The sequence below is a fragment of the Pseudomonas sp. Wu6 genome (assembly GCF_019891515.1).
GTDB classification, from domain to species: Bacteria; Pseudomonadota; Gammaproteobacteria; order Pseudomonadales; family Pseudomonadaceae; genus Aquipseudomonas; species Aquipseudomonas orientalis_A.
The window spans coordinates 33,812-57,349 of the sequence record NZ_JAFLXH010000033.1; the positions used below are offsets into that span (position 1 = coordinate 33,812).

General features: G+C 60.8%; 21 protein-coding genes and 1 pseudogene. 14 read left to right on the forward strand and 8 right to left on the reverse strand.

The features are described from left to right. The first annotated feature begins 10 nt into the window (after positions 1-10). Positions 11-466 (forward strand): Rsd/AlgQ family anti-sigma factor, encoded by a 456-nt coding sequence (locus J1G34_RS20680; protein WP_065898107.1) that lies wholly within the window; start codon positions 11-13, stop codon positions 464-466. A gap of 52 nt (positions 467-518) precedes the next feature. Here the strand turns inward: J1G34_RS20680 and J1G34_RS20685 are convergent, their stop codons facing one another. Further along, entirely contained in the window at positions 519-1,196 is a 678-nt protein-coding gene (locus J1G34_RS20685; protein ID WP_065886987.1) for an FKBP-type peptidyl-prolyl cis-trans isomerase, read from the reverse strand. Positions 1,197-1,388: 192 nt separating this feature from the next. Between J1G34_RS20685 and J1G34_RS20690 the strand changes: the two genes are divergently transcribed. Further along, positions 1,389-2,504, forward strand: coding sequence for an AlgP family protein (locus tag J1G34_RS20690; protein ID WP_222994563.1), 1,116 nt, complete (start codon positions 1,389-1,391; stop codon positions 2,502-2,504). Here the strand turns inward: J1G34_RS20690 and J1G34_RS20695 are convergent. Beyond that, positions 2,501-2,965, reverse strand: coding sequence for a TIGR02444 family protein (locus tag J1G34_RS20695; protein WP_205928382.1), 465 nt, complete (start codon positions 2,963-2,965; stop codon positions 2,501-2,503). The two genes, J1G34_RS20690 and J1G34_RS20695, sit on opposite strands and share 4 nt — an antisense overlap. Before the next feature lie 50 nt (positions 2,966-3,015). Here J1G34_RS20695 and J1G34_RS20700 point away from each other — a divergent pair, with 50 nt between their 5' ends. From J1G34_RS20700 to J1G34_RS20720, 5 genes are all read left to right on the forward strand, one after another. Further along, entirely contained in the window at positions 3,016-4,926 is a 1,911-nt protein-coding gene (locus J1G34_RS20700; protein ID WP_104505091.1) for an ATP-binding cassette domain-containing protein, read from the forward strand. After that, positions 4,926-5,498 (forward strand): mechanosensitive ion channel family protein, encoded by a 573-nt coding sequence (locus J1G34_RS20705; protein WP_065886992.1) that lies wholly within the window; start codon positions 4,926-4,928, stop codon positions 5,496-5,498. Before J1G34_RS20700 ends, J1G34_RS20705 begins: the two co-directional genes overlap by 1 nt. Positions 5,499-5,585: 87 nt before the next feature. After that, complete coding sequence (locus J1G34_RS20710; protein WP_065886993.1) at positions 5,586-6,218, forward strand: LysE family transporter; 633 nt, start codon at positions 5,586-5,588, stop codon at positions 6,216-6,218. Positions 6,219-6,329: 111 nt separating this feature from the next. Continuing rightward, complete coding sequence (locus tag J1G34_RS20715; RefSeq protein ID WP_065893915.1) at positions 6,330-8,225, forward strand: cytochrome c/FTR1 family iron permease; 1,896 nt, start codon at positions 6,330-6,332, stop codon at positions 8,223-8,225. A 2-nt stretch (positions 8,226-8,227) separates the two neighbouring features. Beyond that, positions 8,228-8,683 carry a YaiI/YqxD family protein gene (locus J1G34_RS20720; RefSeq protein WP_222994564.1) on the forward strand — a complete coding sequence of 152 codons (456 nt, stop codon included), beginning with the start codon at positions 8,228-8,230 and terminating at the stop codon, positions 8,681-8,683. A gap of 106 nt (positions 8,684-8,789) precedes the next feature. Here the strand turns inward: J1G34_RS20720 and elbB are convergent, their stop codons facing one another. Continuing rightward, positions 8,790-9,455, reverse strand: coding sequence for an isoprenoid biosynthesis glyoxalase ElbB (elbB, locus tag J1G34_RS20725; protein ID WP_065893914.1), 666 nt, complete (start codon positions 9,453-9,455; stop codon positions 8,790-8,792). Positions 9,456-9,570: 115 nt separating this feature from the next. Between elbB and J1G34_RS20730 the strand changes: the two are divergent. Beyond that, positions 9,571-10,804: pseudogene (locus J1G34_RS20730) on the forward strand (sterol desaturase family protein). On the opposite strand, the gene J1G34_RS20735 reads toward J1G34_RS20730, so the two are convergent. Beyond that, on the reverse strand, positions 10,785-11,420 hold the full coding sequence (locus tag J1G34_RS20735; protein ID WP_065886998.1) for a DedA family protein: 636 nt from the start codon (positions 11,418-11,420) through the stop codon (positions 10,785-10,787). The pseudogene J1G34_RS20730 and the gene J1G34_RS20735 sit on opposite strands and share 20 nt — an antisense overlap. A 208-nt stretch (positions 11,421-11,628) precedes the next feature. Here J1G34_RS20735 and hemB point away from each other — a divergent pair, with 208 nt between their 5' ends. Beyond that, positions 11,629-12,642 (forward strand): porphobilinogen synthase, encoded by a 1,014-nt coding sequence (gene hemB / locus J1G34_RS20740; RefSeq protein ID WP_065886999.1) that lies wholly within the window; start codon positions 11,629-11,631, stop codon positions 12,640-12,642. 17 nt (positions 12,643-12,659) lie between these two features. Beyond that, on the forward strand, positions 12,660-14,882 hold the full coding sequence (ppk1, locus tag J1G34_RS20745; RefSeq protein WP_065893912.1) for a polyphosphate kinase 1: 2,223 nt from the start codon (positions 12,660-12,662) through the stop codon (positions 14,880-14,882). Between the two features lie 115 nt (positions 14,883-14,997). Here ppk1 and ppx read toward each other — a convergent pair whose 3' ends face one another. Next, positions 14,998-16,500, reverse strand: coding sequence for an exopolyphosphatase (gene ppx / locus J1G34_RS20750; protein WP_065893911.1), 1,503 nt, complete (start codon positions 16,498-16,500; stop codon positions 14,998-15,000). Positions 16,501-16,982: 482 nt separating this feature from the next. On the opposite strand from ppx, the gene J1G34_RS20755 reads away from it, so the two are divergent. From J1G34_RS20755 to J1G34_RS20770, 4 genes are all read left to right on the forward strand, one after another. Further along, complete coding sequence (locus tag J1G34_RS20755; protein WP_065893910.1) at positions 16,983-17,639, forward strand: DUF1120 domain-containing protein; 657 nt, start codon at positions 16,983-16,985, stop codon at positions 17,637-17,639. 131 nt (positions 17,640-17,770) lie between these two features. Next, on the forward strand, positions 17,771-18,469 hold the full coding sequence (locus tag J1G34_RS20760; protein ID WP_083216672.1) for a fimbria/pilus chaperone family protein: 699 nt from the start codon (positions 17,771-17,773) through the stop codon (positions 18,467-18,469). A gap of 7 nt (positions 18,470-18,476) precedes the next feature. Beyond that, positions 18,477-20,978, forward strand: coding sequence for a fimbria/pilus outer membrane usher protein (locus J1G34_RS20765; RefSeq protein WP_222994565.1), 2,502 nt, complete (start codon positions 18,477-18,479; stop codon positions 20,976-20,978). Continuing rightward, positions 20,968-21,516 (forward strand): DUF1120 domain-containing protein, encoded by a 549-nt coding sequence (locus J1G34_RS20770; RefSeq protein ID WP_065898113.1) that lies wholly within the window; start codon positions 20,968-20,970, stop codon positions 21,514-21,516. The genes J1G34_RS20765 and J1G34_RS20770 overlap by 11 nt, the downstream gene beginning before the upstream one ends. On the opposite strand, the gene J1G34_RS20775 is transcribed toward J1G34_RS20770, so the two are convergent. Genes J1G34_RS20775 through J1G34_RS20785 form a run of 3 tightly spaced genes read right to left on the reverse strand, consistent with a single transcriptional unit; the run spans position 21,488 to position 23,527 of the window. Beyond that, positions 21,488-22,225: an amino acid ABC transporter ATP-binding protein gene (locus J1G34_RS20775; RefSeq protein WP_065887006.1), complete on the reverse strand. Its 738-nt coding sequence runs from the start codon at positions 22,223-22,225 to the stop codon at positions 21,488-21,490. The two genes, J1G34_RS20770 and J1G34_RS20775, sit on opposite strands and share 29 nt — an antisense overlap. Then, positions 22,212-22,862 (reverse strand): amino acid ABC transporter permease, encoded by a 651-nt coding sequence (locus J1G34_RS20780; protein ID WP_065893906.1) that lies wholly within the window; start codon positions 22,860-22,862, stop codon positions 22,212-22,214. The genes J1G34_RS20775 and J1G34_RS20780 overlap by 14 nt, the downstream gene beginning before the upstream one ends. Continuing rightward, a complete protein-coding gene (locus tag J1G34_RS20785) occupies positions 22,859-23,527 on the reverse strand; it encodes an amino acid ABC transporter permease (RefSeq protein WP_065898114.1) in 669 nt (222 codons plus the stop codon). Before J1G34_RS20785 ends, J1G34_RS20780 begins: the two co-directional genes overlap by 4 nt. Positions 23,528-23,538: the final 11 nt, after the last annotated feature.

Sequence of the window (23,538 nt, forward strand, 5' to 3'; positions counted from 1 at the left end):
AGAGATCATCATGTTGGAACGTTGCAAGAATGCTCGCGAACGCTGGGGTGGCGTGCACACACTGATTGATAAGTGGTTGGATGCGCGTCGCAAATTGGTTCTGGCTTTTGATGAGTTGGGGGCCGAGCCTGGAGCGCTGGCCGAGAAGCGTGAGCCGTTGCAGGACTTCTGTGTTGTACTGGTGGATTACGTTTCTGCCGGTCACCTGAGTATCTACACGCAACTCACCAAGGAAGCGGAAGCCTTCGAGGACAAGCGCGGTCTTGAGTTCGCTGAGACCCTTTACCCGCGCATTGATGTGATTACCGAAAAGCTGCTGGCTTTTAACGATCTGTGCGATGAAGGCAAGTGTGTCGCGGAAAAATTCAAAGAGCTGGGTGGTCTGTTGCATGAGCGTTTCGAGCTTGAAGATTGCCTGATCGAAGTGCTGCACAACGCCCACAAAGAAGAGCCTGCTCAGGTCTGATCGGGGCAATGCGATAAAAAACGGTGCGCTTGACGCACCGTTTTTTTATGCGTCAGTGGCGGGTCCCGAGTAACTCGATGTCGAAGACAAGGGGTGTGTAGGGCGCAATCAATTCGCCTGCGCCGTCCGCGCCGTAGGCTTGGGCCGAGGGTATGACCAGGCGCCATTTCGCGCCTGTGGGCATCTGCTGCAATGCACTGCGCCAGCCACTGATCACGCTGTCCAGGCGAAACCACTGGGGCTGTGCGCTCTGGTCAAACACGCTTCCATCGGGCAGCCGACCCACATATTTCACCTGCACCTCATCAGTTGCCAACGGCTTGGTGCCCGTGCCCGGCGTCAACTCGGTGAGCAGGATGCCGTCCGCCAACTCACGCACACCCTTTGCAGCTTTTTCCTTCGACAAAAATTGCTGTTCGGCGGCGAGAGCTTTTTCGCTCTGCGGCGCTGGGTTGTCGATGGCGTTCTGTGCTTCGTGCTGTGCAAGAATCTGTTCGATGCGCGCGTTGTCCAGTGCCAATGGTTTGCCCTGGTAGGCTTGTTTGAGTCCATCGATCAGGGCCTGGATCTGCAAGTCGGGGACCTCCTGGCGCAAGCGTTCACCGAGGCTGGCGCCCAGGCTGTAGGCGAGGTCATGCTGATCTTGAACAGCGGTTTTTGGCGGCGATTGCTCGTCCGCATCGGCGCTGGAAATCGCCAGGGCAAGCACTACGAAAAGGTAACGCGACATGGGTGTCCTCCCGCCTGAAGTGCGACGGATTATGCCAGCGTAAATGGCTGAGTAGTGGTGCGCTTTTCTGTTATATCGATAAGAATTTTCGTACGTTGCAACGCAACGCAAACGATACTGTCAACATGCCCTAGCGGCGGTAAGAGCAGAGGGCTAGTATGAGCCGCACCCACGTCAGCCAGGAGGTAAACCATGTCGGCCAAACAGAAGCCTGTAAATACCCCGTTGCACTTACTCCAACAATTGTCGGGCAGCCTGCTCGAACATCTGGAAAGCGCTTGTTCCCAAGCCTTGGCCGATGCAGAAAAACTGCTCGCCAAACTGGAAAAACAACGCGGCAAAGCGCAAGAAAAGCTGCACAAATCCCGCACCAAACTGCAAGACGCCGCCACTGCCGGCAAGGCCAAGGCACAAGCCAAGGCCAAAGACGCTGTTAAAGAACTTGAGGACCTGCTGGACGCCCTCAAGGATCGCCAAGCCGAAACCCGCAGCTACATTTCCCAACTCAAAAAAGACGCTCAGGAAAGCCTGAAACTGGCTCAGGGCGTTGGTCGTGTGAAGGAAGCTGTCACCAAGGCGCTGGGTACTCGTACTCCGGCAAAAGCTGTCGCAGCCAGCGCGGCCAAGAAGCCAGCGAGCAAGGCTGTTGCAGCGAAGGCGCCGGCTAAAACGGCCGCCAAGCCAGCTGCTAAAACCGCTGCTGCAAAACCAGCCGCCAAGCCAGCCGCTAAAACCGCTGCTGCGAAACCAGCCGCCAAGCCAGCCGCTAAAGCTGCCGCTGCAAAACCAGCCGCCAAGCCAGCTGCTAAAGCTGCCGCTGCAAAACCAGCCGCCAAGCCAGCTGCTAAAACTGCCGCTGCAAAACCAGCCGCCAAGCCAGCCGCTAAAACCGCTGCTGCAAAACCGGCCGCTAAGCCTGCTGCCAAAACCGCTGCTGCCAAACCGGCCGCCAAGCCAGCTGCCAAAACCGCTGCTGCCAAACCGGCCGCCAAGCCAGCCGCTAAAACCGCTGCTGCAAAACCAGCCGCCAAGCCAGCTGCTAAAACTGCTGCTGCCAAACCGGCCGCCAAGCCAGCTGCTAAAACCGCTGCTGCGAAACCAGCCGCCAAGCCAGTCGCTAAAACCACTGCTGCCAAACCGGCCGCAAAACCCGCTGCCAAGCCTGCTGCGGCAAAGCCAGCACCTGCAAAGCCAACAACTCCCGCAGCAACTGCCGCTACCCCGGCAGCGTCCTCCGCGCCAACCGCATCCGTCGGCAGCGCTGCTGCACCGGCAGCGCCAAGCGTCACCCCAACCAGCGCTTCCTAAGCGCGGGTGACCATGACGCGCAGCTGCTGCAGCGCGTTGTGGTCAAGGTTGGCGGCTTCGGTCGCCAGACCTTCAAGCCATTCCTGTCGACCTGTCATCTCGTTGCTCGACCATGACTGCGTTAGCGCTTCCAGGCGCATCAGTAAGGCTCGCTCGGCCTCCAGCTCCAAGGCCTTGACCTGCTCTCGCAATTCAGCCAGATGCGCATCCTGCTGTGCCATCGCCCGCCATTGCACACGTACCGCTCGCAAGGGCTCGACGACGTGCATCCGCCACGGCCGCGCAAGCTGTTGCAGTGCCACAACGCGCTCGGGCAGCCGCGCCACACCCCGTTGTTCCAGCCACGCACCACACAGCAGCAGGCACACATCCGCTCCCTGTTCCTGCAACCGCAGGCAAGCGGCCTCCACACCGGGGCGGGCATAAGTCGAGAGGGCAAAGCTCCACAGGTCAGCGCACATATTCACACCCAAGCCAGCGGTCAACGAAGCTGGTAGACTCCGCCGCCATTATGATCCGACTTCAAAGCCTAACATTACAGCGTGGCCCGCAGCGTCTTCTTGAAGATGCCGAGCTGACCCTGCACGCCGGTCACAAAGCCGGCCTGATCGGTGCCAATGGCGCCGGAAAATCCACGTTGTTTGCCCTGTTGCTGGGTGAGCTGACCCCGGATTCCGGGGACTGCCTGCTGCCGGCCGACTGGCGCATCGCCCATATGCGCCAGGAGATCGACACCCTGGACCGCATCGCGATCGACTACGTGCTCGATGGCGACCTGCGCCTGCGTCAGGTACAGCACGACCTCGCCGCGGCGGAAGCAGCCCAGGATGGCGCCGCCCAGGCGCGCCTGCACTCGGAACTCGACAGCGCCGACGGCTACACCGCCGACGCCCGCGCCCGCAAGATGCTGGCCGGCCTGGGTTTTACCAACGAACAGATGGATCGCCCGGTCGCCGACTTCTCCGGCGGCTGGCGCATGCGCCTGAACCTGGCGCAGGCGCTGATGTGTCCCTCGGACCTGTTGCTGCTCGACGAACCGACCAACCACTTGGACCTCGATGCGATCCTGTGGCTGGAAGACTTCCTCAAGAACTATCAGGGCACCTTGTTGCTGATTTCCCACGACCGGGATTTCCTTGACGCCGTGGTCGACAATATCGCCCATGTCGAACAGAAGAAAATCACGCTCTACCGTGGCGGCTATACCGCCTTCGAGCGCGCCCGTGCCGAGCGTCTGGCCCAACAGCAGCAAGCGTTCGAGAAGCAACAGGCGCAACGTGCGCACATGGAAAGCTACATCGCCCGGTTCAAGGCCCAGGCCACCAAGGCCCGCCAGGCCCAGAGCCGGATCAAGGCCCTTGAGCGCATGGAAGAGCTGTCGGCGGCCCACGTCGATTCGCCGTTCGACTTTGTGTTCCGTGAGTCGGTGAAAATCTCCAGCCCCCTGCTCGATCTGTCGGATGCGCGCCTGGGTTATGGCGACAAGACCGTCCTGGAGAAGGTCAAGCTGCAGCTCATACCCGGCGCGCGGATCGGTTTGCTGGGGCCTAACGGCGCGGGCAAGTCGACGCTGATCAAGAATCTGTCGGGCGAGCTTGAGCCTTTGGCCGGGCGCCTGACCCGTGGCGAGAACACGGTGGTGGGTTACTTTGCCCAACATCAACTGGACTCGCTCGATGCCAAGGCCAGCCCGTTGTTGCACCTGCAGCGCCTGGCGCCGAGCGAACGCGAGCAAACCCTGCGCGACTTCCTCGGAGGCTTCGACTTCCGTGGTGCGCGCATCGACGAGCCGGTGCTGAACTTCTCCGGTGGTGAAAAAGCCCGACTGGCCCTGGCCCTGATTGCATGGGACCGCCCGAACCTGTTGCTGCTCGACGAACCGACCAACCACCTGGACCTGGAAATGCGCCTGGCGCTGACCATGGCCCTGCAGGAGTTCAGCGGTGCAGTATTGGTGGTGTCTCACGACCGCCATCTGCTCAAGAGCACCACCGATAATTTCCTGCTGGTAGCCGATGGCAAGGTCGAAGAGTTTGATGGCGACCTGGACGACTATGCCCGCTGGCTGACTGACTATCGTCTGCGCAATGCGCCGGTGAGCAATACCCCGGTCAACCCGGACAAGACCGACAAGAAAGCCCAGCGCCAGGCCGCCGCCGCACTGCGTCAGCAGTTGGCCCCGCACAAGCGCGAAGCCGACAAGCTGGAGGCCGAGCTGGGCAAGGTGCATGAGCGCCTGGCCAGGATCGAAACCAGCCTGGGCGACAGCGCCGTGTACGAGGCCGCGCGCAAGGATGAATTGCGTGACTTGCTGGCCGAGCAGGCCAGGCTCAAGGTGCGCGAAGGGCAATTGGAGGAGTCCTGGATGGAAGCCCTCGAACTGCTTGAAACCCTGCAGGCGCAGCTCGAGGCGCTGTCCTGATGGACGCGTTGCAACTGCCCTTGCCGGCGCAATGGATCGAACCTGTGTGGATCGGCGTGCAAATCCTGCTGATCCTGCTGGCCGGCTACCTTGCCCAGCGTTTTGTCGCCAAAGGCCTGACCCGCCTGGGTGAGCGCTATCCGTTCCCGCCGCAGTTGCTGATGCCGCTGCGTGGAGGCCTGCGCTGGCTGATCATGGGCAGCGCGCTGATCTTCGTGTTGGGCCGCCTGGGTGTATCTGCCACGGTGCTGTGGACTGCGCTGTCAGGCTTTGTGGCCGTGGCGGCAGTGGCTTTCTTCGCCATGTGGTCCGTGCTGTCCAATTTGCTGTGCGCCATTTTGATCTTCACCGTGGGTCCGTTTCGCCTCGGCGATATCGTCGAACTGGTGGACACCGTCGACAAGCCCGGCGTGAAGGGGCGCGTGGTGGCGATCAATCTGCTCTATACCACGCTGATCGAGGTGCAGGAGGCCGGCACCGACAGTGCGATGGTGCAAGTGCCCAACAGCTTGTTCTTCCAGCGTTCGGTACGGCGCTGGCCTGGTACGCACGTGTTCCCTGGCGACCGCTAGAATCATATCTTGTAAAAATTTATAGCCAGCCTTTGGTCGCCGGAGTTAGCTTAAGGCACAACCACAAACTCCCTTTCGAGGTGTGCTATGGCACTCGACACGTGGCTGGCTTTTCTCGTGGCCAGCTGGATCATTTCCCTTTCCCCCGGCGCAGGCGCCATCGCCTCGATGTCCAGCGGTCTGCAGTACGGTTTTGTACGCGGCTACTGGAACGCCATTGGCCTGCAACTGGGCCTGGCGATGCAGATTGCCGTGGTGGCGGGCGGCCTGGGGGCGATTCTGGCGACGTCATCGACCGCGTTCTATGCGATCAAATGGTTCGGGGTGGCGTACCTGGTGTACCTGGCCATCAAGCAATGGCGCGCCTTGCCGCTGGACATGACCGATGACGCGGCGATACGTCCGATCGGCAAGCCGCTGGCGATGATGTTCCGCGGGTTCCTGGTCAACGCCAGCAACCCCAAGGCGCTGGTGTTCATGCTCGCGGTGTTGCCGCAGTTCGTGAATCCACAGGCGCCGTTGGCGATTCAGTACCTGATCATCGGTGCGACGATGATCAGCGTCGACATGATCGTGATGGCCGGTTACACGGGTCTGGCCTCGAAAGTCCTGCGCCTGCTGCGCTCGCCCAGACAGCAGAAGCGTGTAAACCGTACGTTCGCCGGGCTGTTCGTCGGTGCCGCCGGTTTTCTCGCCAGCCTGCATCGCGCGACGGCCTGACTGAAGAAACTGGATCAAAATGTGGGAGGGGCGTGACGAAATAACACCTTGAGTCAAATCGGTTAAAGCTCAACAATAGTGTTACTTCGTATTTCCACCTGAGATTCATTCATGACTGCCCCTTTCCGCTTTCTCGCCTGGCTGATGCTGCCGGTGTTGATGTCGTGCAGCTTCAATCTATGGGCCGCGACCGCCGAAGGCGCACCACAGGCTCTGCATTTGCTCGATTACATCGGCGCCGACTACCCGCCGACGGTAGAGGCGGGCAAGGTGGTGGACGACTCGGAATACCGCGAGCAGGTGGAGTTCCTGGGCGTGCTGCAGGGTCTGGTCGCGCAACTGCCGGAAAAACCCGAACGCGCCGAGTTGATAAAGGGCGTCGATGAGTTGCTGGCGGCCGTCACTGCCCATGCAGACGGCGCAACTGTCGCCCGCCAGGCGCGTCAGTTGGGCGCCAAACTGGCAGTGGCGTATGAAGTCAGCCAGGCGCCGGCGATCACTCCAGATCCCACGCGCGGTGCGCCGCTCTACGCACAGCACTGTTCGGTGTGCCACGGTACTGCTGGCGCCGGCGATGGCCCGGCCGCCATGGGCATGACACCGCCGCCGGCTAACCTGCGCGATGCCACGCGACTGGATCGCCTGAGCCTGTATGCGATCTACAACACCCTGGGCCTGGGTGTCGAAGGCACCGACATGCCATCCTTTTCCGATCAGTTGGATGACCGTCAGCGTTGGGACCTCGCCACGTACATCGCAGGTTTCACAGCGGACCCGGCTGCGGCCAAGAGCGAACAGCCCTTCAACCTCGCCGACTTGGCGCGCCAGACGCCCAACGAAGTGCTGGCGGCAGACGGCCCTGCGGCGGCGGCGACCTTCCGCGCCCAGCGTGCACAACCGCCGCAGGTCAAGCGCGGCCCGGCGCAGTTGCTCGATTACACGTCCGCCACCCTGGACAAAAGCCTGGCCGCGTTCCGTAACGGCGACCACGAACAAGCCTATGACCTGTCGGTAGCTGCTTATCTGGAAGGCTTCGAGCTGGTGGAAAGCTCCTTGGATAACGTCGACGCCAATGTGCGCAAGGACACCGAGAAGGCGCTGATGGCCTATCGGCAGTCATTGCAGGACGGCCTGCCGATCGAGCAGGTGCAACAGCGCCTGGACGTGGCCAAGGGCAAGCTTGGCGAGTCTGCCGGCTTGCTCGGCGGCGACGGCCTGAGTTGGTCGTTGAGTTACATCTCCGGTTTGCTGATCCTGCTGCGCGAAGGCCTGGAAGCGATCCTGGTGCTTGCCGCGATCCTGGCTTTCCTGCGTAACACCGGCCAGCAATCGGCGGTGCGCAGCGTCAACGTCGGCTGGGGCCTGGCGCTGTTGGCCGGCTTGGCCACCTGGGCGCTGGCGGCGTATGTGATTGATGTCAGCGGCGCCCAGCGTGAATTGCTGGAAGGCTGCACGGCGCTGTTTGCCAGCGTGATGGTGCTGTGGCTGGGCGTCTGGATGCACGACCGGCGCCACGCGGCGGCCTGGCAGGACTACATCAAGAGCAGCCTGGTGGGCGGCGGTGGGCGCTTTGGCTTTGCGCTGCTGGCATTCTTCTCGGTGTACCGCGAACTGTTCGAAGTGATCCTGTTCTACGAAACCCTGTGGCTGCAAGCCGGCCCGGCCGGGCACGAAGCGGTGCTGGCGGGTGGCGCCACCGCCCTGGTGCTGCTGGTGGGCCTGGCCTGGGTGATTCTGCGCGGTTCGGCGAAGCTGCCGCTGGCGCTGTTCTTTGGCATCAACGCCGCGCTGTTGTGCGCACTGTCGGTGGTATTCGCCGGGCATGGCGTCAAGGCGCTGCAAGAGGCAGGCATCTTCGGTACTCGGCCGGTGGCGTTTTTTGACTTTGACTGGCTGGGCATTCATGCCGATGCGTATTCGTTGAGTGCGCAGGCCGTGGCGATACTGGCGATCGTGGTGCTGTATGGCCGCAGTCGCCTGGCCGAGAAGCAAAGGGCGGCGGCGTAGGCATGCGGGTCTGGATCGACGCGGACGCTTGCCCACGGGCGGCCAAGGATCAGGTGGTGAAATTCGCCCTCAAGCGTCAATTCGAGGTGGTGCTGGTGGCGGGGCAGAGTCAGATCAAACCGGGCTTTTCCTGCGTGAAGTTGATCGTGGTGCCCAGCGGTCCTGACGCAGCCGATGATTATCTCGTTGAACACGCAGTGCCTGGCGAACTGGTGATCTGCAGCGACGTGCCGTTGGCTGACCGGCTGGTGAAAAAGGGCGTCACGGCCCTCGACCCGCGCGGCAAGGAGTTCAGCCCGGCGAACATGAGTGAGCGGCTGGCGGTGCGTAACCTGTTCACCGACTTGCGCGAGCAAGGGCATATGGGCGGCGGGCCGCCACCCCATGGCGAGAAGGACAAGCAGGCGTTTGCCAATGCGCTTGACCGCCTGCTTACCCGTTTAATGAAGCCTTTGTAGGAGCGAGCTCGCTCGCGAAGAACGTCAACGATAACGCGGGCATTCTGGATGGACGCGGCGCTCTTAGATTCTTCGCGAGCAAGCTCGCTCCTACAGGAAGAGGGCGTCAGTCGTTTTCGTGGGTCAGTTCCAGCACCCGGTCTACCAGCTTGTTGATGCCCGACGCGACTTCACTGATGTTCTTGCCCAGCATATAGGCCGGCGTACTCACCAACTTGCGCGCGGTGTCCTCGACAATATCTTCCACTGTGCATTCCTGATGGGTGGCGCCCATTTTGTCCAGGGCGGCTGCGGTGTCGGCATCGTTGCCGATGGTGCAGGTCACGCCGGGGCCGTAGATTTTCGCGGCCAGGGCAGGGGAGATGCAGATCAGCCCCACAGGCTTGCCGGCTTCGGCAAAGGCTTCGGCCAATTCCAGGACTTGCGGGTTGACGCTGCAGCCGGCGCCTTGCACGGCAAAATCCGACAGGTTCTTCGCCGCGCCGAACCCACCCGGCACGATCAGCGCATCGAAGTCAGCAGCGTTGGCCTCACGGATATCCTTGACCGCGCCTCGGGCGATGCGCGCTGACTCCACCAATACATTACGCGATTCGGGCATTTCTTCGCCGGTGAGGTGGTTGATCACATGCAACTGCGCAATATCCGGCGCAAAACATTCAACGTGAGCGCCGCGCTGGTCCAGGCGCAGCAGGGTGATCACGCTTTCCTGGATCTCTGCACCGTCGTATACGCCACAGCCGGAAAGGATCACTGCAATCTTTTTGCTCATGGGCATTTCTCCTGATTCATGGCGTTAAATGTCTACTAATTTGTAACCTGTTGCCAATGGGAACTCACGCCACTGCACCTAATCTTGCTGTAACAAAAAAAGACCGGACTATCCCATGGACTTCGTGCCTTACGCGGTACCGTTTTTCATTGCGTTGATCGTGGTTGAGCTGCTGGCCGACCGCTGGCGCGGTGCGCGCAACTATCGAGTGGCGGATGCCATCAACAGCCTCAGCACCGGGGTGCTGTCCACCACAACCGGATTGCTGACCAAAGGTGTGGGCCTTTTGACTTACGCGTTCGCCCTCAAGCACCTGGCGCTGATCGAGCTGTCGGCCCGGAGTGCCTGGACCTGGGTGTTCGCATTCGTGTTCTACGACTTCTGCTATTACTGGCTGCATCGCATGGGCCATGAGCGCAATATCCTCTGGGCTGCGCACTCCGTGCACCACCAGAGTGAGGACTACAACCTCACCACCGCGCTGCGTCAGACCAGCACCGGCTTCTTGCTGAGCTGGATCTTCTACCTGCCCCTGGCCGTGCTCGGTGTGCCGTTGGTGGTGTTCATCAGCGTGGCTTCGCTCAACCTGCTGTATCAATTCTGGGTCCATACACGTCACGTTCCCAAGCTCGGCCGGTTCGAATGGTTCTTCGTCACCCCGTCCAATCATCGGGCCCACCACGCACAGAACGCTCTCTACATGGATCGCAACTATGGCGGGGTGTTCATTTTTTGGGATCGGCTGTTCGGCACGTTCCAGGAGGAAGATGGCAACGAGCCGGTGATCTTCGGTGTAACCACGCCCCTGGCCAGCTGGAACCCGCTGTGGGCAAACCTGCAGTTTTATGCAGCTGTGGAACGATGCCCGCCGTACTGAAAGCCACTGGGACAAGTTGCGCATCTGGTTTATGCGCACCGGCTGGCGCCCCGCAGACGTCAAAGCCAAGTATCCGCTGGCCAAGCCGGACCTGGCCCGGTTCCGCAAATTCGAGGTGCCGCTGGACAGACGCCAACAGGTTTATGTCGCGTTGCAATTCGCAGTTTACGTGGGGTTTGGCAGCTATCTGATGAATATCGGCGAAGGTCTGCCCACGGAGGCGCTGGTCCTGGGCTGGGGAGCGATGGCGTTGGGGCTGTTCACGTTGGGGGTCGCGTTGGAGAATCGCCCGTGGTCGCTGAAGGCCGAGTGGGTGCGCCTGGGGCTGAATGTGCCCTTGGCAGGGCTGGCCCCGTGGGTCGGCCTATGGCCCGCCGGCAACCTGGGCTGGCTGGGCCTGGCGAGCTACAGCGTGCTCAGCGTGATCGGCCTCTACTGCTGCAGGGGCCGGCTTACGCGTCTGGCGTCTTAGGCGTTTCGACCGGCGCGGGTTCGGCAGCGCGCCGAGCCTTGGCCTCGGCGCATGCCTCGCGGGCGATGCGGGCATTCTTGAAGCGGCGTCGCAGCCACAGGCCAAAACCCAGCACCAGCAAGGCGCCCAGCACCCACAGCTCGTATTTCTTGACGCTGCCGAGCATGCCTTCGAGCACTGCGCCGAAGTGGTAGGCCGCAGCCCCCAGCGCTGCCGCCCATATCGCTGCACCAATACCGTTAAGGATCAGATAGCGCAGGGGCGGGTAGCCGGACAGGCCAATCGCCACGGGCATGACCGTGCGCAAACCGTAGACGAAGCGAAAGCTCAGTACCCAGATATCCGGATGCTTGCGGATATGCTCCAGCGCCTTGTCGCCCATCAATTGCCAGCGCGGTTTGCGCGCCAGCAACTTGCGGCCGTGCTTGCGCCCCATGTAGTACCAAAGCTGGTCGCCGGCGTAGCTGCCGAAGAAGGCAACGACCACCACCAGGTTGATATCCATGTATCCACGAAACGCCAGGAAGCCTGCGAGTACGAGGATGGTCTCTCCTTCGAAGAACGTGCCGAGGAAGAGGGCAAAGTAGCCGAAGTCATGCAGAAATTGTTGAAGCATGGTCTAGGGTGCTGGCGAAATGAACGCGCAGCCTACGCCTTCACGAAGATTCATGAAAGTATCGAGATGTGTCACGAAGTGAACAATTCCTATGTCAGTGCAGAATGTGACTACAGGTCGCATCGATAAGCACAACTGTCATTCGTTCGTCATAATGGCCGCTTATAACTGCACCGCTCGCCCGTAAACGCGGGCTCAGGAGTCTGTCGTGAGCTTTACCCCCGCCAATCGGCTGTTCCCCGCCACGCGTCTGCGTCGTAACCGTCGTGATGATTTTTCGCGCCGTCTGGTACGTGAAAATGTACTGACCACGAATGATCTGATCCTGCCGGTATTCGTGCTGGACGGTGAAAATCGCCGGGAAGCGGTGGCTTCGATGCCAGGGGTGGAGCGCTTGAGCATCGATCTGCTGCTTGAAGAAGCCGCGCATTGGGTGGCGCTGGGCATTCCGGCGCTGGCGCTGTTCCCGGTAACGCCTGCGGAACTCAAGTCACTTGACGCGGCCGAAGCCTGGAACCCGCAGGGCATCGCCCAGCGCGCCACCCGCGCCCTGCGCGAGCGTTTCCCGCAGCTTGGGGTGATCACCGACGTGGCCCTCGATCCATTCACCACCCATGGGCAGGATGGCATCCTCGATCCGTCAGGCTACGTCGAGAACGACATCACCGTCGATGCGCTGGTCAAGCAGGCCTTGTCCCACGCAGCGGCCGGTGCCCAGGTGGTGGCGCCGTCGGACATGATGGACGGTCGCATCCAGGCGATTCGCGAAGCGCTTGAGTTGGCCGGTCATGTCAATGTGCGGATCATGGCCTACTCGGCCAAGTATGCCAGCGCCTATTACGGCCCCTTCCGCGAGGCGGTGGGCTCGGCCCTGAACCTGGGCAAGGCCGACAAGGCTTCGTACCAGATGGACCCGGCCAACAGCCAGGAAGCCCTGCACGAAGTGGCGGCCGACCTGGCCGAAGGCGCCGATATGGTCATGGTCAAGCCAGGGATGCCTTACCTGGACATCCTTTGCCGGGTCAAAGAGGAATTCAAAGTGCCGACCTTTGTCTATCAGGTCAGCGGTGAATACGCCATGCACATGGCCGCAATCCAGAATGGTTGGTTGAGTGAAGGGGTGATCCTCGAATCCCTGACAGCCTTTAAACGTGCCGGCGCTGATGGCATTCTGACCTACTTCGCCGCCCGCGCTGCCCAATTGCTTAGAGAGCAACAATAGCCCTCACAGGAACACTCATGAATACCGAAGGACTTACAGAAGTTGCCGTAAAAGACGCTCATCCGGTGGTTGAACAAGTCGCCGAGACCCCGCCGGAGCTGGAGCCGGCCCCGCCTGCGGTGGTTGCCGAAGCGCCGGCGCCGGCGCCGGTTGCCGTGGTCACCAACCTGGATGACAGCAGCCTGTACATCCACCGCGAGCTGTCACAACTGCAATTCAACATCCGCGTGCTGGAACAGGCGCTGGATGAGTCCTATCCGTTGCTGGAACGGCTCAAATTCCTGCTGATTTTCTCGAGCAACCTGGACGAATTCTTCGAAATCCGGGTCGCCGGCCTCAAGAAGCAGATTACCTTCGCCCGTGAGCAAGCCGGGGCCGACGGTCTGCAACCGCACCAGGCCCTGGCGCGCATCAGTGAACTGGTGCACGGCCATGTGGACCGCCAATACGCGATCCTCAACGACATCCTGCTGCCGGAACTGGAAAAACATCAGGTTCGCTTCATCCGTCGCCGTCACTGGACCACCAAGATCAAGACCTGGGTGCGCCGTTACTTCCGTGACGAGATCTCACCGATCATCACCCCGATCGGCCTCGACCCGACGCACCCATTCCCGTTGCTGGTGAACAAGAGCCTCAACTTCATCGTCGAGCTGGAAGGCATCGACGCCTTCGGCCGCGACTCGGGCCTGGCGATCATCCCGGCGCCGCGTCTGTTGCCACGCATCATCAAGGTACCCGAAGAAGTGGGGGGCGCTGGGGATAACTATGTATTCCTGTCGTCGATGATCCATGCGCACGCCGATGACCTGTTCCAGGGCATGAAGGTCAAGGGCTGCTACCAATTCCGCCTGACCCGTAACGCCGACCTGGCGCTGGACTCCGAAGACGTTGAAGACCTGGCGCGTGCCCTGCGCGGCGAGCTGTTTTCGCGGCGATACGGCGATGCGGTGCGCCTGGAAGTGGCCGACACCTGCCCCAAACACCTGTCGGACTACCTGCTCAAGCAGTTCAACCTGGCCGAATCCGAGTTGTATCAGGTCAATGGTCCGGTCAACCTGACGCGCCTGTTCAGCATCACCGGCCTGGACAGCCATCCGGAGCTGCAATACAAGCCGTTTACGCCGCAAATCCCGAAACTGCTGCAGAACAGCGAGAACATCTTCAGCGTGGTGAGCAAGCAGGACATCCTGCTGCTGCACCCCTTCGAGTCGTTCACGCCGGTGGTCGACCTGTTGCGCCAGGCCGCCAAGGACCCCCACGTGCTGGCCGTGCGCCAGACGCTGTACCGCTCAGGCGCCAACTCGGAAATCGTCGATGCGCTGGTGGATGCTGCGCGTAACGGCAAGGAAGTCACCGCAGTGATCGAGTTGCGGGCGCGCTTTGATGAGGAGTCCAATCTGCAACTGGCCAGCCGTCTGCAAGCGGCCGGTGCGGTGGTGATCTACGGCGTGGTCGGCTTCAAGACCCACGCCAAGATGATGCTGATCCTGCGCCGCGAAGCCGGTGAGATCGTGCGTTACGCTCACTTGGGCACCGGCAACTACCACGCCGGCAACGCCAAGCTCTACACCGACTACAGCCTGCTGACCTCCGACGACGCCTTGTGCGAAGACGTCGGCAAGCTGTTCAGCCAGCTCATCGGCATGGGCAAAACCTTGCGCATGAAGAAGCTGCTGCACGCGCCGTTTACCCTGAAGAAGGGCATGCTCGACATGATTGCCCGCGAGACCCAGTTTGCCCTCGACGGCAAGCCGGCGCACATCATCGCCAAATTCAACTCGCTGACCGATCCGAAGATCATCCGCGCGCTGTACAAGGCCAGCCAGTCGGGCGTGCGTATCGACCTGGTGGTACGTGGCATGTGCTGCCTGCGCCCGGGCATTGTCGGCGTCTCGCATAACATCCATGTGCGCTCGATCATCGGCCGCTTCCTGGAGCACACGCGGGTGTTCTACTTCCTGAACGGCGGCGAAGAGCAGATGTTCCTCTCCAGCGCCGACTGGATGGAGCGCAACCTCGACAAGCGTGTGGAGACCTGTTTCCCGGTGGAAGGCAAAAAGCTGATCATGCGCGTCAAGAAGGAGCTGGAAAGCTACCTGACCGACAACACCCATAGCTGGAGTTTGCAGTCGGACGGGCGGTATGTACGCAACACGCCGACCGGCAACCAGAACGCGCGCAGTGCACAGGCGACGCTGCTGGAGAAGCTGGGCAGCCCGATCCTGACGGTGAACTAGAGCCCAGCGCGGTGTGAAAAATGTGGGAGGGGGCTTGCCCCCGATAGCGGTGGGTCAGTCACTTATTTGTAAACTGACCCACTGCCATCGGGGGCAAGCCCCCTCCCACATTTGGTTAGCGCAAGTTCAGGCTGAACCCAACCCGCGTCAGCCACTCCGCTTCCTGGGCGAAGTCCGCCTGGGTCAGCTGGTTTTCGTCCAGCCAGCCTTTGGGGAACATCACTTCCAGGCTGTCGCCGTCGGCGCGCAGTTTCACCTGGGGCATTTCCTGGGTGCCGCGGATGTGGTGGAACAGGATTGCAAAGCGCAACAGCGCGCACAGCCGAATCAGCTTGATGCCGTCCATGCCGAACTCGGCAAACTTGTCCTTGGGAATATTGCGGCGGTGACCGCGCACCAGCAGCGCGAGCATCTGCTGATCTTCCCGTGAGAATCCGGCCAGGTCCGAGTGCTCGATCAGGTAGGCGCCGTGCTTGTGATAGTGGTAGTGGGCGATGTCCAGGCCCACTTCGTGCACCTTGGCGGCCCAGCCCAGCAGTTCGCGCCATACACCGTTTTGCAGGTCCCAGTCGTCGGCCACCTGGTCGAAGGCATGCAGGGCTTTGCGCTCGACGCGCGCCGCTTGCTCCAGGTCGACGTGGTAGCGCTCCATCAGCGAACTGAGGGTGCGCTCACGCACGTCTTCATGATGATGGCGACCGAGCAGGTCATAGAGCACACCTTCGCGCAGGGCGCCGTCACAGTGGTCCATGCGTTGCAGTTCGAGGGCGTCGAAGATGGCTTCAAGAATCGCCAGACCCGCCGGGAAGATGGTGCGGCGGTCAGGCTTGATGCCGTCGAAGTCGATCTTCTCGGCATCCCCCAGCTTGAACAGCTTGCGCTTGAGCCACGCCAGGCCTTCGGCATTCACCTCGCCAGTGCCATGGCCGCCGGCCTTGAGCGCCAGGCCGATGGCACGGATGGTGCCGGAGGAGCCGATGGCTTCATCCCAGCTCAGGCGGTGCAGGGCGTGTTCGATACTCATGATCTCCAGACGCGCCGCCGTGTAGGCCTGGGCATAGCGCGCCGGGGTGATCTTGCCGTCCTTGAAATAACGCTGCGTGTAGCTGACGCAGCCCATCTGCAGGCTTTCGCGCAGCAGGGGTTCGAAACGCTGGCCGATGATGAATTCGGTGCTGCCGCCGCCAATGTCCGCGACCAGGCGTTTGCCCGGGGTGTCGGCCAGCGTATGGGAAACCCCGAGGTAAATCAGGCGCGCTTCTTCGCGGCCGGAAATAACCTCTACCGGGTGCCCGAGGATTTCCTCGGCGCGATGGATGAATTCATTGCGGTTGCGGGCTTCGCGCAAGGCGTTGGTGCCCACTATTCGTACAGCGCCAGGGGGCATGCCGTTGATCAGTTGCGCAAAGCGCTTGAGGCAGTCGAGCCCACGCTGCATGGATTCTTCATTGAGCTGACGTTCGTCGTTGATCCCGGCAGCCAGTTGCACTTTCTCGCCGAGCCGCTCAAGGATGCGGATTTCACCGTTCTGGGCCTTGGCCACGACCATGTGAAAGCTGTTGGAGCCCAGGTCGATGGCTGCGATCAGGGACAGATTCTTGGCTTGGGATTGCGGCATGGTTTGGGGATCTCGGTCGATAACCCAACCATCGTGCCACGATCGACCGCTGGAGCCAACGCGTTGTGCTTCGGTAATTTTTCTGAAGCTGTCTGCGGGGATATCTTGTGAGATATGTAGGGTGATATCCCATGATAGCTGCTGAGTAGTGACTTAGTTTTGTAGGGGTTTTTAACTCTGGTTGTAGTAATGCCGGATTTTGATTATTCCTACAAAGTGCGTTTGGTTATTCCAGCTATTAATTTGTCTTGGCCTACCTTGAAGTTGTTATTAGGTAGCCTGAAATTTTTACTGTTCTTACAGTGGTCGTAGTTTTATCCGATTCTTTAATGCGGCGCCAAAGCGACACACTGTTATCCGGCAATTGTGCCTTGGTGTTATCTATGTGTCGTTGTGCATGTCCGGGAAGATAAGGTGTTTGGCGATGGAGCCGCCAAGACGACAACAGAAAGCACCTGATAACTTTAAGTGACAGGTCGAATATGAAGAAAATTGTTGGATTGACCCTGGGTCTCGCCTGCATGGCGGCAAACATCGGTGCCCATGCTGCCACCAGCGCCGAACTGATCGTCAGGGGCGTCATCAAGCCCGCTGCCTGCAACCTCAGCATGAGCGGCGGCGGCATTATCAACTACGGCGATATTCCCTCCGGTCAACTGTCCCAGACGGCGTTCAACGCGCTTGGCGAAAAAACCACGCCTATCACCGTCAGCTGTGGCAATACGCCGGCGCAGTTCGGGCTCAAGTTTGTCGACCTGCAAGCCGGCAGCAAGGTAACGGGCATACTCGCGGCACTCGGGGGAGGTTACACCGAGGCGCAGAACTTTGGGTTGGGCACCGTGGCCGGTCGCAAGACCGGTGGTTTTGCCGTGACCCTCAAGGACCTGCGCTCGCCGAGCGCAACGCTGTCTCCGATCATGCGTGTCAGCAGTGGCGCCTGGCAAAACAGCGATGGCAAGGTTGCACAGTCGCCTAGTCAATATTCCTGGCGCAGTGGTTCATCGCCCACGCCTGCCGCGATCTCCCAGTTGACCGGGACGATCACGGTGCGAGCGGTTATCAATAAAGGCCAGGACCTGGACCTGAGCCGCGACGTTACTCTGGATGGGCGCGCAACACTTGAACTGAGTTACATCTAAGCGACATAACGACAGTCGATCAAGAGGCTTGATGTTTCTGATCGACTGTTTTTTATGCGCGGCCGGCGATCAGCAGTCAACTTTAAGGTTGTGGGGAGCACAGTGTGTCCAGTCGTCCAGTATTAAAAAATATGCGCTTATTATTTGCAATGTTGATGCTCTGTGTTGTCGGTGTTGTCGGTGTTGCGGTGGCAGATGGCATGTTGCCCGAAACCACGGTCATTGTGCTGAACGAAGAGCAGGGTGAAGCGACTATAAACATCAAGAATACCGACGCGGCGCCAGCATTACTGCATTCGGTAATAGAAAATGTGCCTGAAGATATGGAACCGCTTTTGATCGTAACGCCGCCTATTGCGCGGGTGGAAGCGGGAGAGACGCAACTGGTCCGTTTTATCAGCACTTTGAAGGCACCGTTGAAGACTCAGCGGTTAAAGCGCGTAACTTTTGAAGGCATCCCCCAGGCGCGTGCTGCGGGCGGTGCGACCATTGGTATCACCCTGCGGCAGAACTTGCCGCTGATCCTGCATCCCCAGGGTCTGCCCGTTCATCACACGCCCTGGGAACTGTTGAAGTGGCGGAGCACAGGGCAACGCTTGTCGGTTCACAACGACAGCGCTTATGTGGTGCGCATGGCACCACAGGTCCGGTTATTGCCACAGGGAACCCTGGCTACGTTGCCACGCACCTACATCCTGCCGGGCGAAGCGCTGGCGGTGAAGGTTGAAGGCCCCCTGCAGGGACTCACAGGCATTGAGATTCAGCCGGCCACGATCTACGGCTTTTCGGTAGAAAACTACCGGGCCCCGATCACTGCCGATGGGGGTTGATCAACCCATGACCAACCTGTCGAATCACCGAACTGGAACATCTTTACGGGCCCGCCGACCCACCCTGCTCGTGGGGGTCGCGACACTCTGGAGTTTGCCTGGCGTTGTCCCGGCGTTGGAGTTGGGCGAGGGCTTTGACCTGGCGGCATTGACCACGCACGGTATTGACCCGAAAGTCTCGGACTACTTTCGCACGGCGGCGCGCTTTCGCGAGGGCACCCAGGTGGTGGGATTGCAAGTCAATGGCAACCCGCTCGGGTTGGTGGACGCGCAGTTCGATGCCAATGGGCAGTTGTGCTTTACCCCGGCGTTGCTGGAAAAAGCCGGGTTGGTAAAGCCTGATGGGGTCGTGCGCAAGGGCGCCACCGCCGACCAGGCGTGCCATGACTTCCTGGGAGCCTTCCCTACCACCATGGTGCGGCTGCGCCCGGGCAACGACGAGGTGTCGCTGGTGGTGCCCACTTCATCATTGCGCGGACCGCAGTGGGAAGCCGGCGATTTTGCCCGGGGCGGGGCGGCGGCGCTGTTCAACTATGACGTGCAAGGTTTCGACAGCCATTCGCGCGGCGGGAACAACCGGTTCGTATCGGCCTACACCGAAGCGGGTTTCAACTTGGGTGATTGGATTGTTCGCAGTCGTCAACTCTATGTCTCCGATAATGGCGTGGCGCACAATGAGCACCTGTATGCCTATGCGCAGCGGGACATCGCCGCATTGCAGTCGACGTTCCAGGCTGGCCAGCTTTCCAGCAACAACCCATTGTTTGGCGGCATCCAACTGTCGGGTGTGCAGTTTTCCCCCGACGGGCAGTCGCGCGTGCCGGCAGGCAGCAATAATGCCGTGGTGGAGGGTTTGGCCCAGAGCCAGTCGCGCATCGAGGTGCGGCAGTCCGGTGTGTTGATCCACAGTACGCTGGTGCCCGAGGGGCCTTTCCGACTGACCGGTTTGCCGTTGCTCAATGGCACGAGCGACCTTGAGGTCAGTGTGATCGACGTGCGCGGAGCCCGACGCAGCTTCGTGGTGCCGGCGGCTTCGTTCGCCGGCGCCGTGCCGGCGGCGCCTGGTTATTATTTTTCCCTGGGCAAGGTACGTGAAGAAACGCAGGGTGAGGGCCCTTCGCCCATTGTCGCAATGGGCAGCGGGACCTGGGCGTTGGGGCGTGACTCATCCGCCGGTTTCGGCTTGTTGAGCAGCGACGAGTACTGGTCGGCAGGTGGCACGTTGAGCAGTGTGTTTTTCCAGCGGGTCTCGTTGGGCGCGCGCCATAAGCTGTCCCGCGACAGCCGTAATGCGGTGTCCGGTTCACGCAGTAGCGTATCCGTGAGCAGCCCGGTCTCCGATGGCATCGATCTCAATCTCAGCGCCACCAGCCAGACCCGGGGCTATCGCGAGGTGGTCGAGGTCGGCCAGCCCCTCGAGGGCGATGTGCTGGAATCGCGCTTCAAGAATCAATACACGGCGGGCGTGACATGGGTCGACCCCACCCTGGGGGCGTTCTCCCTGAACTATAACCACAACGCTCAATTTGACGGACAATCGAGCGAACATGTATTCGCGTCATGGAACAAGTCGTTCCGTTACGCCGATGTTGCGTTGATTGCCGACTCCCAGGTCGGCAGCACCCAGTCCCGCCGTGACGCTGCGCGGGATCGTAGCCGGCGCGACACCGTGCGCGAGGATGACTTGTCCTTGCGGTTGCAGGTCAGCGTGCCCTTGGGCGTTGATCGTCGCGTGAGCAGCTATGTCAGCCGCCGTGGGGGGCAATCCCGTGCCGGTACGGCGCTCAATGAGCGGGTCAACGAGTATGTGAATTACGAGGTGGGCGTCGAGCGCGACCTCAGTGCGAGGGAGCAATCGGTGCGCGGCCAGGTAGATCTCACGCCGCGTTATACCCGAGTCGGTCTGGGTGCCAGTCGCGACTCATTGGGCACCAGTTATAACGGGCAATTGCAAGGAGGTGTGGTCGCTCACGGAGGTGGGATCACCTTCTCGCCTTACACGGTGCAGGACACCTTCGGTATTGCGTCGGTAGGCGACATTGGTGCTGCCAAAATCGACACCCCGCAAGGCCCTGTATGGACCGATTTCACCGGCCAGGCCGTGCTTCCAGGCTTGCCTGCCTACTCCAACAGCCACATCGAAGTGCAAACCCAGTCCTTGCCAAAGCGCGTTGATTTGAAGAACGGCACCCGGGTACTCGCCGCAGGTCGCGGTTCCGTCAACACAGTGGCATTCGATGTGGTGAAAGTGCGCCGTATGCTGGTCAACGCCACGGATGATCAGGGTCGACCATTGCCTCAGGGGGCTGCGGTGTTCGGCAAGGGCGATCGTTTTCTAACCAGCGTGGTGGGCGAGGGCACGATCTTTCTCAATGACGTGAACGACTTGCAGGACCTGAAGGTTTTACTGCCGGACTCTGCCAGTTGCCTGCTGAACATTTCACCTGGAGGCCAGCCTGACAATGACAAGTTCTTCGAAACCACTGCGGCGGTGTGCCATGGTCGGTAAGCTCGCAAGCATCGGCGCTGCGCTGTTCTGTACGGTGTTGCTGACTCAGGAGGCACGGGCCGAAAACTGCCGGTTGTCGTTGAGCCAACCGCGTATCGACTACGGTGTCATTCGCAGGGAGGCGCTGGCCGAAAGCGCTACGGTCACGCTCGGTACGCGATCGCTGCAGCTCAACGTGTTGTGTGTCGAGCCATCGGCAATGGCGTTGCGGTTTATCGGTGCCGCCAATGGGCAAACGTTCCGCTTCGGCCAGCAGGGCCGACTGCGGTTGAGCCTCAAGCATGCACAGGTGGATGGGCGTCCCGTCGAATGGGCGATGATGAGCCAGCCTGATGGCGGCGCGGGCGGGCAGTTATTGCCCGGACAGGTCCTGGTGGCCCGTGCCGCAGGGGGACTGGTGACAGGCCAGCGCTTGACGGCTCAGGTCGACATCGACACCGACCTGCCCGCCGACGCCTTGCAAGTACGCAGCCAGACGCTGTTGGAAGGGCAGGGTAGTTTTGAACTGGTCAGCCCGGCTGTTCCACGGAGCCGATGAAGTTGGCGAGCTCGGGCGTTTGCGGGTTGGCAAACACGACCTTGGGGTCGCCCACTTCATGCACCTTGCCCTGGTGCATGAACACCAGCTTGTCACCGACTTCGCGGGCGAAGCGCATTTCGTGGGTCACCATGATCAGCGTCATGCCGTCTTTGGCCAGTTGGCGCACCACACTGAGCACTTCATTGACCAGTTCCGGGTCCAGGGCCGAGGTGATTTCGTCGCACAACAGCACCTTGGGCGACATGGCCAGCGCGCGGGCAATTGCTACACGTTGCTGCTGGCCGCCAGACAGGCGGTCGGGGAAGGCATCGAACTTCTCCCCCAGACCCACGCGTTCCAGCATCTGCTTGGCCAGCTGCGCTGCCTTGGCCTTGGGCACTTTCTGCACCACCTGTGGCGCGAGCATGACGTTTTCGCCCACGGTCAAATGTGGAAACAGGTTGAATTGTTGAAACACCATGCCGACCTTCTGTCGCAGGCTGCGCAGGTCGGCGCGGGCGGCGTCGAGGTATTCGCCATCGACTTCGATCACGCCGTCGTTGATCGACTCCAGGCCATTGAGGGTACGCAGCAGGGTGGATTTACCCGAGCCACTGCGGCCGATGATCGCCACCACCTGGCCTTCTTCAACGGTCAGGTCAATGCCCTTGAGCACGTGGTGATCGCCGTAATATTTATGCAGGGCAGAAATTCTAAGCAGAGGCATGCAGTCTCCTTTCCAGATAGCGCGCACTGAGGGACAAGGGGTAGCAGAGCAGGAAGTAACCGAGGGCCACGAGGCCGTAGACCATGAAAGGTTCGAAGGTGGCGTTGGCGAGCATGCCGCCGGTCTTGGTCAGCTCGGTAAAGCCGATGATTGAGGTCACGGCGGTGCCTTTGACCACCTGCACCGAAAACCCTACGGTCGGCGCCACGGCAATACGCAGGGCCTGGGGCAGGATCACGTAGCGCAGTTGTTCAAGAGGGTTGAGCGCCAGGCTGGCCGACGCCTCCCACTGTCCATGGGCAATGGAGTCAACGCAGCCGCGCCAGATCTCGGCGAGGTAGGCGCTGGTAAACAGGGTCAGGGCAATGGCTGCCGCCAGCCACGGCGAGATATCCACACCGAGCAGGGCAACGCCGAAGAACACCAGAAACAGCTGCATCAGCAGCGGCGTGCCCTGGAACAGCTCGATATAGGTGCGCGCAACATTGCGCGCGAATGCCTTTTTGCTGATGCGCAGGGTCATCACCAGCAACCCGATCAGGCCCCCGCCGATGAACGCCACCAGCGACAGCAACAGCGTCCATTGCAGGCCGGTGAGCAGGTTGCGCACGATGTCCCAGAAGGAAAAATCACTCATCGACTGTTCCTCATCACATAGCGGCGGCCGATCCAGTTCAGCAACTGGCGAATCATCAACGCCATGCACAGGTACACCAGGGTGGTCAGGGCATAGGTTTCAAAGGCGCGGAAATTGCGCGATTGAATGAAGTTGGCGGCAAAGCTCAGCTCTTCGGTGGCAATCTGCGAACACACCGCCGAGCCGAGCATCACGATGATGATCTGGCTGCTCAGGGCCGGCCACACCTTGCCCAGTGCCGGCAGCAGCACCACATGACGGAACGCTTCGAAACGCGTCATCGCCAGTGCGGCGGCGGCTTCCAGCTGCCCCTTCGGGACGGCCTGGATGCCGGCACGGATGATCTCGGTGGAATAGGCGCCCAGGTTGATCACCATCGCCAGCACTGCGGCTTGCCACTCCGTGATCTTCAACCCCAGGGAGGGCAGGCCGAAAAAAATGAAGAACAGCTGCACCAGGAACGGCGTGTTGCGGATCAACTCGACATACACCCCGAAAAACCAGGCGAACGGCTGGATCTTCCACGCCCGCACGACGGCGCCGAGCGTGCCCAGGGCCACGCCGAGGATGGCGCCGATGGCCGTCAGCTCAAGGGTGAACAGCGCGCCGCGCAACAGCAGGTCGGTGTTGGCCAGCACCGGCACAAAGTCAAATTGATACGCCATGGATCAACTCC